Origin of the sequence: Anaeromyxobacter oryzisoli, from assembly GCF_022690765.1 — a bacterium.
GTDB classification, from domain to species: domain Bacteria; phylum Myxococcota; class Myxococcia; order Myxococcales; family Anaeromyxobacteraceae; genus Anaeromyxobacter; species Anaeromyxobacter oryzisoli.
Genome location: NZ_JALCZA010000112.1, coordinates 1 through 12,835, shown reverse-complemented (window position 1 = coordinate 12,835; position 12,835 = coordinate 1). Strand labels below are relative to the sequence as shown.

The following is a 12,835-nucleotide window of genomic DNA, read 5'->3' as shown; positions in this document are numbered from 1 at the left end:
CCGCGCCGCGGCGGCCCGCGCGCGCGGGGGGCTCGAGGTGACGTTCATCTCGGTCGGCCAGGGCGACGCCACGCTGCTCCGGCTCCCGGACGGAAGCGCCGTCCTGGTGGACGGCGGCGGCGCGGCGGACGGCGGCGCCGATCCGGGCGCGCGCGACGTCGTCCCGTACCTGCGCGATCTGGGCGTACGCCGCCTCGCGGCGGTCTTCGTCTCGCATCCGCACCCCGATCACGTGCTCGGCCTCGCGGCCGTCGCGGGCGCGCTCCGGGTCGAGCGGGTCTTCTCGAACGGCGATCCCGGGAGCGGCGACCCGGCGAACGTCCTCGCCGCGCTGGCGCCCTCCCCGCTTCCGCCCGGGTCCCGCTGGGAGCGCGCGGGGGTCCGGTTCGAGGTGCTGGGCGGCGACCGGTCCGCCCTCGCCGCGAACGACGCCTCGCTCGTGCTGCGCGTGTCGTACGGCGCAACGGCGTTCCTGTTCCCCGGCGACGTCGAGGAGGCCGGCGAGGCCGCGGCCGTGGCGCGCGGCGGCCTGACGGCGGACGTCGTGAAGGTGCCGCACCACGGCAGTCGCCGCTCCTCGACGGCGCCCTTCGTGGCGGCGACGGGCGCCCGGTACGCCGTGGCGAGCGTCGCCGCCCGCAACCGCTACGGCTTCCCGCACGCGGAGGCTTCCGCGAGGTGGCTCGCGTCCGGAGCGCGCCTGCTCCGGACGGACGAGGGGGCGATCCGCTTCCTCTCGGACGGCCGGACGGTCCGCCGCGCGCCCGCCGACGACGCCCTCGATCCCGTCGCCACGCTGCGGGAGCGCGCGCCGCGATGACGGACGCCGGCGCGGGCTTCGGAGGAAGCGGCGCGCTGCCTCCCTCGACAGGGCTCGCGAAGAGGTCCGTCTTCCTCGTCCTGCGAGGCCTCGTGCATCCGGCCTTCCCCGCGGAGTGCTGCGGAGCAATCGCCGCGGAGCGGCACTAGGTTCCGGGCATGAACCTCGAGGATGTCGATCTCTCGGATCTCGCGGCACGGATCCAGCGCCACATCCCGCCGACCGAGCCACCCGTCGGGTACCTGCGCGGCCGGAGCTACTTCCGGGACGTCATCGTGCACGAGACCGGCTGCTCCGACCTCGAGGCGGAGGAGCTGGTCGACTCCCTCGAGATGAACGGGTTCCTCCTGTTCGAGGGCGATCCGGCGGAGCGCTCGCGGGCCGAGAGCCGCTGGGTGGTGCGACCGAGGGAATGACGCCGCCCCTCGTCACCGCCCCTCGGCACCGCACCTCGTCGCCCCCCCTCCTGCCTCCCCGACGCCCCTCCCGACGCCGCCCCGCGAGCCAGCCGCCCAGCGTGCGCGGCGGTCCGCGCCGCGGCCGGCCGCGGGAGCGCGCACCGCGTCTGGACGGTGGATCTTCGCTGGCATGTTCGTTGAAAGCGCTCCGCCCATGCGCCGCGCCGTCGAGATCCTCGTGCCCGGGAGCCCGCCGGCGGCCGCGCACGTGGACGCGCCGTGCACCGCGGGTGGCTCCCACGCGGACGGCGTGCTCCTGTCCGGCGTCGCCTCGGGCGCGCTCCTGCTCTCGCCGTGCGCCGCCGGGTTGGTGGTGGAGGCGCGGGTGGCGGGCGTACGGGCGGCGGGGAGCGCCCTGCCCCCCGCGGCGCGCCGCCTCCTCCGGCCCGGCGAGCGCGCCGAGGTGCTCGGCGTCGGCCTCGTGGTGCCCGAGGAAGGCGGCTCGTCCGACACCCGGGAGCTGGCGGCGTCGCTGCTGCGGGCCGCCGTTCACGGAGAGGCCGCGGTCGCCGGGGCCCACCTGCTGGTGCTCACCGGCCCGCGCGCCGGCGCGCGCTTGCCGCTCGGCTCGGAGCAGGTGATCGGACGCGGGCGCAGCGCGGCCGTGCGGCTCCCCGATCCGCTCGCCTCGCGGCGTCACGCGCGCCTGACCATCCTCCCCGACCGCGCGCACCTCGAGGACCTCGGCGCGAAGAACGGAGTCCGCGTGAACGGCGTGCGCGTCGCCGGAAGGACCGCGGTCGCCGCGGGGGACGAGATCGCGCTGGGGGAGACCCTCCTCGCGCTGGTGCTCCCCGGCGAGTCGCCGCCGGCGGAGCGCCAGGAGCCGCCCCGCGCGATCGCCCCGAGCGCCTCCCGGCGGCGATGGCCCGGAGCGGCGCCGCTCGGGGCGGCCGCCCTCCTCGCCCTCAGCGCCGCGGCGCTCGCCGTCTCGACCTGGTGACGGCGCGCGCGCCGGTCCTGCTCGCGCGCGGGTGGCGCGATCACCGGAGCGTCGGGGAGCGCGGCGCGAGGCGGGCGCGCTCGAGGAGGAGCTCGAACAGCTCCCGGTGGCGCGCGAACAGGCTGGTGAACTTCACCAGGCCACCTCGGGTGAAGACCTCGTACACCCGGCCCGCGAGGCCGTCCTGCACCACGATCCCCTCGATGTCCTCGAAGCGCACCGGGCGGATCCGGAACGGGGTCGCCGCGACGATCCCGTCGGGCAACACCGTGATCCAGGTCCGCCCGTACACGAAGCTGAACGCGAGGAAGAACGCGACGAAGGACGTCGCACCGAGGATGGCGCGGAGCTCGGCGCCGGGGAGGCGGACCAGGACGACGAGGATGGCCGTCCAGGCCGCGGCCGCCGCGCCGACCGCGAGCCGGAGGGCGAGGCGGGTCCGGTAGATCCGCGCCGACCGCATGGCTCAACTCTACGACGCCGCGCGGGGACCGACACCCGCTCGCGTCGAGCTCCTGCGGGTGACGCCGCGAGCGACACGCGCGGTGGGAGTCCCGACGGAGCGCGGCGATCGGCGGTGGGAGGGGCGGCCGACCCGGATCAGCGCCGCGCCGGGGGGCCGGGCCTCGGCCCCTCCACGGGGCGCGTACCCCCAGGCGCGGCGGGTGCGCCGGCCGCCTCCCCCTCGTCTAGCAGGCGGCGCAGCGACAGGGCCAGCGCGGGCGCGCGCGCGCCCCGCGCGTCCTTGAAGTAGACGAAGGCCTCCTCCCAGGGTTGCGCGCGGATGCGGTCCACCCACCGCGAGAGCGCGGCGCGGGCGTACCGGGGGCGGCGGAGGCGGAGGTAGCCGAAGCGCGCGGTGGCCTCCAGCGGCGTCTCGCCACGCAGCGCGTCCACGATGCAGCGCGCGACGCCCGCGTCGCGGAGCGCCGCCAGGACCGCGTCGCCGCTCCAGCTCGGGTGGCGGAACTCGATCGCGGTCCGGCCCCCGTGCGGCAGCAGGGCGAGGAGCTCTCGCAGGAGCGGCAGGTCGCGCTCCAGCGTGGGCGGGAGCTGGAACAGGACCGGGCCGAGCTTCTCTTCCAGCTCCGCCGTCGCGAGCCGGAACGCGCGGAGCGGCCCAGCGATCCCGGCGAGGCGCCGCGCGTGGGTGAGCTCGCGGGGCGCCTTGAGCGCGAAGAGGAACCCCGCCGGCACCGCGTGATACCAGCCGGCGAGCGTCTCGGGCTCGGGCGGGCGGTAGAAGGTCGCGTCGATCTCGACGGTCGGGAGCCGGCCCGCGTACGCGGCGAGCCAGCGCGACGCGGGCAGGTCGCGCGGGTAGAACGGGCCTCTCCAGTCGCGATACGAGAACCCGCACGTACCGGGGAGGATGCGCGTCACCCGTCGGATCCTAGCCGGGCGCTCCCGGGCGGGCCGCCGGTGAGCCGGCCGTCACGGTCCCCCGGGTGCGGCAGGTGGCGCCGCCGGCGCGGCAGCGGACCCGGGGAGCGGGTAGACGCGGACGCCGGACGGCGCGCCGCGCGAGTCCTCCGCGGCCGGCGCGCCCGGGCCTCGCGCCGTGACCGGGGCGCGCACGACCGGCGCGGCAGCGGACGGGGCCGCGGGAGCGGACGGCGGCGCGGCGGGGACGACGGGGCGCGGCGGTGGTGCCCTCCCGCAGTCCTCGGCGAGCCTTCGCGCGTCCGCGCTGGCCGGATCGACGGCGAGCGCTTGCTCCGCCTGCGCCTGCGCCTGCTCGGGGTAGCGGAGCGCGAGGTACGCGCGCCCGAGCCGCACGCGCGCGACCGCGCTGACGGGCTGCAGGTAGACGGCGTCCTGGTAGGCGAAGAGCGCGCCGCGGTAGTCGCCGGCGGCGAAGGCGCGGTCGCCCTCGTCCAGCTTGGCGACGACCGCAGCGACCAGGGCGGAGGACGGCGCCGGCGCGGCGGCGCTCCGCGAGGTGGCTCGCGCCGCGACCTCCGGCGCGGGAGACGGCGCGGAGGCGGACGCGGTCTCGAGCGCCCCCGGCTCGCCGGCGATGGGCGCCGCGCCCGCCGCCCCGGGCGCGACGTCGCCCCGCGGCTGGACCAGCGGTGGCTCGGCGCGAGCGGAGGCGGCGAGGAGGAAGACGACGAGGACGGGGAGCGAGCGCACCATGGGGCGATGATACGACCGCGGCGCGCCGATCCGCTGGATCCGGCGCGCCGCGTGGTTCGTCGTCGTCGCGAGGCGGCTACTTCGCGCCCGGGCGGAACGGGTTCTCGACGAGGATGGTCTCGCCGCGATCGGCCCCGACGGAGCAGCCGATCACCTTGACGCCGACGCGCTCCTCGACGCGCTTCACGTAGGCGCGCGCCCGCGGCGGGAGGTCGTCCCACGTCCGCAGCTTCTCCAGCTTCTCCGTCCAGCCGGGGAGCTCCTCGTACACCGGCTCGCAGCGCTCGATCAGCTCGGGGTCGCTCGGCATCTCCTCGAGCACCTTCCCGCCGGTCCGGTAGCCGACCGCGATCTTCACCGTCTCGAAGCCGGTGAGGACGTCCAGCTTCGTCATCGCGATCCCGGAGAGCCCGTTCACGCGCGCCGCGTACCGGAGCGCGACCGCGTCGAGCCAGCCGGTCCGCCGCGGGCGGCCGGTGGTCGCGCCGTACTCGCCGCCGAGCTTCCGGAGCCGCTCGCCGGTGTCGTCCTTCAGCTCGGTCGGGTACGGGCCGCTGCCGACGCGGGTCGAGTACGCCTTCGAGATGCCGAGGACGTAGTCCACCGCCGTCGGCCCGAGGCCGCAGCCGACGACCGCGTTCCCCGCGACGGTGTTCGAGCTCGTGACGAACGGGTACGTCCCGTGGTCCACGTCGAGCATCGTCCCCTGGGCGCCCTCGAAGAGGAGCTGCTTGCCCTGCTTCAGCGCGCCGTGGAGCCAGAGCGAGGCGTCGGTCACGTACGGGGTGATCCGGCGGCCGAGCGCGGCGTACTTCTTCACGATGGCGGCCTCGTCGAGGTCCGCCTTCGCGCCGAGGCGCGCGAGCTCCTCGCGGGCGAGCGCCACGCGATCCTTCACCTTGCGGGCGAGGCGCGCCTCGTCGAGGAGGTCGCGGATCCGGATGCCGCGGCGCGCCACCTTGTCCTCGTAGGTCGGGCCGATGCCGCGTCCGGTGGTGCCGATCTTCCCCTGCCCCATCGACTGCTCGCGCGCCACGTCGATGGCCTGGTGCCACGGCATGATCACGTGCGCGTCGAGGGAGACGACGAGCTGCTTGTCGTCCTTCAGGAACCCCCTCGCCTTGAGCTGCTCGATCTCGGTGACGAGCACCTCGGGATCGCAGACCACGCCGTTCCCGATGACGCAGGACTTGCCCGGATGGAGGATGCCGGCCGGGATGAGGTGGAGGACGGTCTTCTCGCCGCCGACCACCAGCGTGTGGCCGGCGTTGTTGCCGCCCTGGAAGCGGACGACCACGTCGGCGTACTGCGTGAGCAGATCGACGATCTTGCCCTTGCCCTCGTCGCCCCACTGGGCTCCGACGACGACCACGTTCGGCATGTCTTGATCTCCCTGTACGGCCGCCCATCCCGATCAGGGTTGCCCCGGCTACGCCGGGAACCGGGGTCGAGGCACGCGCGCGCCCGGGAACCGGGCGCGGGCGGGGCGCGCAGGTGGCCGACCCTACCAAATAGCGGGGTGTTGGGCTAGCGCGGTCGCGCGGTGCGGCCGCGACGTGCTGCCGCCTTCGGCGGGCGAGCCGGCGCGAGCGTGCTCGCCCGGCCGTTCACGCGCTCGAGCGCCTGGGTGGCGAACTCGAGGTCCACCGCGAACCCGATCGCCGGTCCGGGGCGGCCGAACCGGGCGAGGAGCGCGTCGTAGCGGCCGCCCTGCGCGACCCAGCTCCCGGCGCCGTGGGCGTACCCGGCGAACGTGATGCCCGTGTAGTAGCCGAGCCCGCGCGTCTCGCCGAGGTCCACCGCCACCGACTCGACGCCCTGCCGGCGGGCGAGGCGCAGCGCCGCCTCGACCTCCTCGAGGGCGCCCGCCGCCTCGGGCACGGACCGGGCGAGCGCGCGCGCCCGCTCGAGGGCGCCGTCGCCGAAGAGCGTCGCCAGGGCCGGCAGCGCCGCGCGCGCCTTCTCCGGGCCGCGCGCCTTCTTCGCGAGCGCCGCGAGGGCGGCCTGGTCCTTGCGCGAGAGCGCGCTCCAGGCCTCTGCGCGCGCCTGCCGCGGGAGCCGCGCCGCCTCGATCACCGCCTCCGGGAACCGGGCGTGCCCCACCTCGACGACCGCGTCGTGGAGGCCGACGCGGTCGAGCGCGCGCGAGAGCAGCACGAGCATCTCGGCGTCCGCCCGCGGCCCGCCGGCCCCGAGGAGCTCGACCCCGGCCTGATACACCTCGCGTGGCCGGCCGGCGCGCACCTCGCGGGCGCGCAGCACGGGGCCGTCGTAGCAGAGCCGCGCTGGGGACGGGAGCGCGTCCGGGCGTGCCGCGTAGAGCCGCGCGATCTGCGGCGTGATGTCGGGTCGGATCGCGACCACCTCGCCCGAGCCCGGCTCGACGAACTTCATCACGTCGGCGAGCGCCGCGGGTGACAGGCCGCGCTCGACGACGTCGAGCCGCTCGAGCGTGGGCAGGAAGACCCGGCGGTAGCCGAGCTCCGAGAAGACCTCGTGGAGCCGCGACGACAGCTCGGCGAGGTGGGCCGAGTGATCGGGGAGGAGGTCGCGCAGGCCGGACGGGAGCGAGAGGTCGAGCATCGCCGTGCGACTCTAGTCGGTCCTGGGCGGGGGTGGAAGAAGGCTCCCCCCCGTGCCCGTCACGCGAACCCGAACCCGTACCCGTGTTCCGTGCCCGTATTCCGTCACCGCTCCCCGTGCCCGCCTCCCGCCTCCCGTGTCCCGTGGCCCGCGAATCCGTCGGGGCACGGGATCGGGCCACGGGCCACGCGAACCGGCTCACGGGTCACGGAGAAGCCGGTGACGGTGACGGTGACGGTTCACGGGCTGCGCGCGGGGGCCCGCCCCCCCGTCACAGCTTCAGCGCGCGGACCATGCGGACGTGCGGCAGCCCGCGGAGCCGCTCGAGGACCTCCGGGGCGGGCGCCGAGTCCACGTTCAGGAACGCGAACGCCCGCGACCGGTCGTCGCGCCGGGAGAGGGAGATCCGCGCGATGTTCACCCCGGCGTTGCCGAGCGCGGTGCCGAGGTTGCCCACCACCCCCGGCGCGTCGTCGTTCTCGCACAGGATGACGTTCCCCTCGGGCACCGCCTCGAGCCTGAAGCCGTCCACCCGGACGATGCGGGCGTCCCGCTTGCCGTAGACGGTGCCGGCGACCTGGGCCTCGCCGCCCTGCCCGCGCAGCGTGACGGAGACCAGGCTCGCGTAGTCCTGCGTCTCGGCGGAGCGGACCTCGCGCACCACGACGCCGCGCTCCCTGGCGACGGCCGGGGCGCTCACGTCGTTGAGCGGCGCGTCGAGGAAGTGCCGGAGCAGGCCGACGAGCGCGCGCGCCGCGAGCGGCCGCATGGGGATGGCGGCCAGCTCCCCGGCGACCTCGACCGTCACCTCGGTCGGACCGCTCGGCGCGAGCTGCGCCGCGAGCGAGCCGAGCTTCTCCGCGAGCGGGAGGTAGGGCGCGAGCTGGTCCAGCACCTCGGGCGGCAGCCCCGGCACGTTCACCGCGTTCTTCACGACGCCCCGCCCCAGGAACGCCGCGAGCTGCTCGGCGACGGCGATCGCCACCGCCGACTGCGCCTCCTCCGTCGAGGCGCCGAGGTGCGGGGTGCAGACGAAGCCGTCGAGCCGGAGCAGCGGGTGATCCGCCGGCGGCGGCTCCTGCTCGAACACGTCCAGCGCCGCGCCGGCGAGGTGCCCGGAGGCGAGCGCCTCCGCGAGCGCGCGCTCGTCCACGAGGCCGCCGCGCGCGCAGTTCACGAGCAGTGCGCCGCGCTTCATCTTCGCGAGCACGCCGGCGTCCACGAGGTTTCGCGTCTGCTCCGTGAGCGGCACGTGGAGCGAGACGACGTCCGCCTCCCGCCACAGCGCGTCGAGCTCCACCAGGGTGGCCCCGAGCTTCGCCGCCGCCTCGGGCGAGATGAACGGGTCGTAGGCCACGACCCGCATCTTCATGGCGAGGGCCCGCTCGACGAGGACCGAGCCGATGTTCCCGAGCCCGACCACCCCGAGGGTCTTCCCGGCGACCTCGTGCCCCTGGAAGCGCTTCTTCTCCCAGCGCCCCGCCTTCACGCTCGCCGTCGCGGCGGGGACGTGGCGCGAGAGCGCCAGGATCATCGCGAGCGCGAGCTCGGCGACCGTCACCGCCGAGCCGCCGGGCGTGTTCATCACCACGATCCCGCGCCGGGTCGCGGCGTCGAGGTCCACGTTGTCCACGCCGACCCCGGCGCGGCCGACGACCCTGAGCCGCTCCGCCCGCTCGAGCAGCCGGGCGGTCACCTTCGTCGCGCTGCGCACCGCGAGGGCGTCGTAGCCGCCGATGATCGCCTCGAGCTGATCCGGCTTCAGCCCGACCTTCACGTCCACCTCGAGCCCGGACCGCTGGAGGACCTTCACCGCCTCGGGCGAGAGGTCGTCTGCGACGAGGACGCGCGCTGCCATGGATCCACCTCCAGCGGGCGCCGCCTGGCGTCCGTGCTCCCGGTGACGGGGAGAGGGACGGGGAGGTAGCGGCGGCCCGGCGCGCCGTCAACGCGCCGGGCGGCGAGGACCCGGGCGGGGCACCCGGATCGAAGCGGAGCGGGCGCGACGAGCCGGCGGCTCGAGAGGCGCACCCGCGGGGTGCTGTCAGGCCTTCAATCCCACCACGACCAGATCGACCGCCTGCTGCCTCGCACGATCGATCTCCGCCTCGGTGCTCGCCGGGACGAGGCCGACCACCATGCCGGAGACGGCGAGCTCGAGCCCGCCGAGGATCGTCGCAGCGGCCAGGGTGGGATCCGCGCCCGCGCGCAGCTCGCCGCGCGCCTGCCCCTGCCGCACGACGCCCGCCACGAGCTCGAGCGCCCGCGCGAAGGTCTCCCGGGTCGAGCCGGCGCGGAGCCCCTGCGGGGTGCGGGTGACCTCCAGGATCAGCACCCGGACCGCGGCGGGGGCCGTCTTGTACACGTCGAACACGAACCGGAAGATGCCCGCGATCTTGTCCGCCGCCGTGCCCGGCCCGGCGTCGATCGCCGCGAGCGCCTCGATGAAGAGGGTCCACTGCTCGGCGAAGACGTTCTCGAGCAGCTCGTCCTTGTTGCGGAAGTAGTGGTAGACGAGCCCGTAGGCGACGCCCGCGGCGCGCGCGACGTCGGCGATGCGGCAGCCGTGGTAGCCCTTCTCCGCGAACACCCGGACCGCGGCGTGGAGGATCGCTCGGCGCTTCTCGGGCTCCGCGGCGGGCGAGGCGGTCCCCTCCCCTGGCGGGCGACTCTGGGGCGGACGACTCACGATCGGCGCTCTCCGTTCGGTTCGACTTCGCGACCGCCCCCCGCGCGGGGCGGCGCCCCTTGGTGCTCCGGGGCGAGCGGCCCAGGCTTAGCAGATGCGGGGCGGGATCCGGAAGCGGTCGCTACGGGAACTTCGCCCGCTCGCCGAGCCGGGAGAGGTCCAACGAGGCCTTGAACGTGGTCGTGGCGCAGTCGTCCACGGCCACGATCAGCCGGGCGAGGAAGCAGTGGCAGGGCGAGTCCCAGGTGAAGCTCGCCGCGTGCTGCTGGACGTGCATCGCCCCGATGCGCCGCTGCGCCGTGCCGCCCGAGCACTGCCCCACGTCGATCGTTCGCGCGGGGACCAGCGCGTCGTAGCCGAGGGTGGCGCCGCCGACGACCATGCGCGCGCCGAACGAGCCCTGCGCGACGGCGTCGATCGGCGCCGGGCGGAGATCGAAGAGCGGATCGACCCCGGAGTCGAGCGTGCCGGAGCCGCCCGACCCCACCGCGAGGAGGCCGGCGCGGAGGACGCTCCGGTGCGGGTCGCCGAGCGACACGCCGGCGCGGAGCTCGGTGAAGGGATCGAGCGGCGAGGAGTGGCTCGGCTCCGGCGAGGGGTTCGTCCGCCCCTGGAACACGAGGATCCGCCCGGAGAGGTCCCCCGCGACGGGGCCGGCGTGCGCGTCGGCCGAGAAGAAGGTCTCGCCGAGCCGGCCGCCGCCGGCGTCCACGTCCTGGCCGAGCTCGAGCCGCAGCCGATCCACCCCCTTCACGGAGAGCCGGCTCTCGACCGAGGCGCGCACCTGCTGGAAGCGGCCGTCGGGCGCGGCGCTGAGCGAGCGCGCCGAGGGGAGCAGCCTCCCCGTCGCGTCGAGGATCGGTCCGTGGGCGACCACGCGGTCCCATGCGTCGTACGCGGGCAGATCGAGCGCGCGCCCGCCCGGGCCGGCGGCGCCGGTCCCCACCCTCAGCTCAAGCCGCGGGGTGATGCGGTGCAGGAGCTCGCCGTACCGGCGAGAGAGCTCGGTCTCGACCACCGCCCCGCCCACGGCCCACGCCACGGCGGCGGCGTCGCGCGAGGTGTCGAACTGGTAACCCAGCGCGGCGCCCCGCACGTAGGGCTCCACCGCGACCGGACCGGCGGTGAAGGGGGCGCGCAGCTCGAGGCGGCTGTCGAGCCGCGTCGCCGCCTCGCGCGGGATCGCGTACACCACCGGGAGGTCGTGGTCCTTCCGCCCCCCCGGATCTCCCGGCCCCAGGGCGATGGACGACGCGTCGCCGGACGCGGGCGCGAAGCGCTGCACCCCCACGCGCCCCGACACGGACACCGGCCCGAGGGACGACGGGAGCAGCGTGCCGGCGACCCCGGGCCAGCGATGGAACACCGGCACGTCCGAGCCGAACACGCCGTAGCCGGACGGGGCGAGGGCCCCCGGGATGGCGGCCGGGATCTCGTGGGTCCACTTGTTCGGCGTGAGCGGCTGGTAATACGCCGCGTTCCCCTCGAGCACGAGCGCGTCGCCGCGGTGCGAGAGCAGCACGTCCGAGCGGCTGTAGAAGGCCTGCTTGAGGAGCACGTCGGTCGTGAAGTCGCGCCACAGGACGGGGTCGCTCGACAGCCCGAGGTCGAGCCGGAGCCGGGTGTTCGGGCCGAGCCCCTGCTGGTCCGCCCCGGAGATCCCGAGCCGGTCCCCGTGCGCGCCGCCCGCCTCGCGATCGAGGTCGTGCAGCCAGGTCAGCTCGAGCCGGCCCGCGTCGCCCTCGGCGGGCGCCCAGCGGAGCTCGAGGCGCGCCCCCGGGCCGCGCACGGAGGGCTTTTCCTTGCTCCGCGCCGCGCCCGGCCCGAAGAAGTACTCGGGCGTGAGGGTGAGATCGGCGCTCTGCCCCAGCGTGACGAACAGGGGCTGGGCGACGTCGAAGCCCGTGTTCGTGGTGCTGCCGATCGTGGGCACGAGGAGTCCGGTCTGGCGATCGCCGAGGGGCAGGTACAGCCAGGGGACCACCAGGACCGGCACCGGCTTCTGCACGAGCAGGAACCGCGGGGTCACGTAGATCACGGGCCAGGAGAGGATCGCCCGCTTCCCGGGGATCACGTCGGCCTTGCCGGCGCGGATCTCCCATGACGGCGCGCCGCCGCCGCAGTCGCACAGGGTGAGGCGCGTCTCGGTGAGCTGGAGCCGCCCGGACTTGTCGCCCTCCAGCCGCCCGCCGGTGAACGCCAGGCGGTTCGAGCCGATCCGGCGCGCCCCCTCGACGGTCGTCGCCTCGCCGAGCTCGACGGGCCGGTCCTTGACGAAGGAGACGACGTGCTCGGCCTCGAAGGCCCCGCCGAGCACGGCGTGGAGCCCGTCCGCGGACACCACCCGGGTCGCGTCGGTGAGGAGGACGTCGCCGACCGCGTCGATCTCGCCGGTCTCCGGGTCGATCCGGGCGCTCCGCGCCCGCAGCGTGACGACGCCGCGCCGCAGCATGGCGTGCCCCTCGAGGTGGACGCGCCCGTCCGGCTCGCGGGTGATGCGGTCCGCCTGGACGGACACCTCCCCCGTGCCGCCGGGGAGCGCTCCGGGAGACGGCGAGGCCGGGCCGGCGACGAGCCCGGCCAGCGCCAGGACGGCGAGGACGTTCACGATCCGCTCGAAGCCGCGCTACCGCGCCGGCTCCACCTCCGGCGGCGCCTCGGCCGCCGCGGGGACCGGAGCGGGCTCCGCGTCCGCGGCGGTGTCCGCGGCGGCGGGGCCCGCGGGGGGCTCCGCGCCCGCCGCCGGGGCTGCGGCGCGGGCCGGGCCCTCGAACTCGATCGCGAGGAGATCGCCCTCGATCCGCTGCTGATACGGCACCCGCTCCTTGAGCTTGATGTCGAGGACGTAGCTCGAGCCCCGCCGGGCGGGGGTGATCATCGCCACCGCGGACGAGAAGAAGGAGGTGTCGAGGAACCGCAGGTCGTTCCGCCGCTCCGGCCGGGTGTTCTCGAGCTCGATCCGGATGGTGTCGTTGCCGACGTCCTGGATCGTGAAGCGGGGGGTGACGGTCGTCCGGACGTAGACGCGGGAGACGCCGCCCACCTGCTTGAACCCGACCTCGCGGAGCCGGGCCGACGGGGCCCCGACGCCGGACCGGCGCTCCGGCCGAGCGGCGGCGGCGGCCTGGGCCGCGGGCGGCTCCGCCTCCGCGCCCGGAGCGCTCCCGGCCTGGCTCGACGCCGCGGCGGCCTGCGCACGCTCC

11 protein-coding genes and 1 pseudogene are annotated in these 12,835 nt (G+C 76.0%); 3 read left to right on the top strand and 9 right to left on the bottom strand.

Going from position 1 to position 12,835, the window contains the following annotated elements:
* The 3 genes from MNZ27_RS21580 to MNZ27_RS21570 all read left to right on the top strand — a co-directional run.
* Positions 1-820 (top strand): ComEC/Rec2 family competence protein (locus MNZ27_RS21580; RefSeq protein WP_242396152.1); only part of this gene is annotated, 820 nt, incomplete at its 5' end.
* A gap of 158 nt (positions 821-978) precedes the next feature.
* The gene (locus tag MNZ27_RS21575; protein WP_242396151.1) at positions 979-1,236 is read left to right on the top strand and encodes a hypothetical protein; all 258 of its coding nucleotides are present in this window, start codon (positions 979-981) and stop codon (positions 1,234-1,236) included.
* Between the two features lie 196 nt (positions 1,237-1,432).
* Positions 1,433-2,221, top strand: a complete 789-nt coding sequence (locus MNZ27_RS21570) for an FHA domain-containing protein (RefSeq protein WP_242396150.1) — start codon at positions 1,433-1,435, stop codon at positions 2,219-2,221.
* A gap of 40 nt (positions 2,222-2,261) precedes the next feature.
* Here the strand turns inward: MNZ27_RS21570 and MNZ27_RS21565 are convergent, their stop codons facing one another.
* From MNZ27_RS21565 to MNZ27_RS21525, 9 genes and pseudogenes are all read right to left on the bottom strand, one after another.
* Positions 2,262-2,684 (bottom strand): hypothetical protein, encoded by a 423-nt coding sequence (locus MNZ27_RS21565; RefSeq protein WP_242396149.1) that lies wholly within the window; start codon positions 2,682-2,684, stop codon positions 2,262-2,264.
* 137 nt (positions 2,685-2,821) lie between these two features.
* Complete coding sequence (locus tag MNZ27_RS21560) at positions 2,822-3,604, bottom strand: DUF72 domain-containing protein (RefSeq protein WP_242396148.1); 783 nt, start codon at positions 3,602-3,604, stop codon at positions 2,822-2,824.
* Between the two features lie 51 nt (positions 3,605-3,655).
* Positions 3,656-4,360, bottom strand: a complete 705-nt coding sequence (locus tag MNZ27_RS21555) for a hypothetical protein (RefSeq protein ID WP_242396147.1) — start codon at positions 4,358-4,360, stop codon at positions 3,656-3,658.
* 76 nt (positions 4,361-4,436) lie between these two features.
* The gene (locus MNZ27_RS21550) at positions 4,437-5,741 is read right to left on the bottom strand and encodes an adenylosuccinate synthase (protein ID WP_242396146.1); all 1,305 of its coding nucleotides are present in this window, start codon (positions 5,739-5,741) and stop codon (positions 4,437-4,439) included.
* A 146-nt stretch (positions 5,742-5,887) separates the two neighbouring features.
* On the bottom strand, positions 5,888-6,943 hold the full coding sequence (gene hisZ, locus MNZ27_RS21545; RefSeq protein WP_242396145.1) for an ATP phosphoribosyltransferase regulatory subunit: 1,056 nt from the start codon (positions 6,941-6,943) through the stop codon (positions 5,888-5,890).
* A gap of 271 nt (positions 6,944-7,214) precedes the next feature.
* A complete protein-coding gene (gene serA / locus MNZ27_RS21540) occupies positions 7,215-8,801 on the bottom strand; it encodes a phosphoglycerate dehydrogenase (protein WP_242396144.1) in 1,587 nt (528 codons plus the stop codon).
* A gap of 186 nt (positions 8,802-8,987) precedes the next feature.
* A complete protein-coding gene (locus MNZ27_RS21535; RefSeq protein WP_242396143.1) occupies positions 8,988-9,632 on the bottom strand; it encodes a TetR/AcrR family transcriptional regulator in 645 nt (214 codons plus the stop codon).
* Positions 9,633-9,753: 121 nt separating this feature from the next.
* Entirely contained in the window at positions 9,754-12,240 is a 2,487-nt protein-coding gene (locus MNZ27_RS21530) for an LPS-assembly protein LptD (protein WP_242396142.1), read from the bottom strand.
* Between the two features lie 18 nt (positions 12,241-12,258).
* Positions 12,259-12,835, bottom strand: a pseudogene (locus MNZ27_RS21525) (hypothetical protein); the annotation flags it as partial.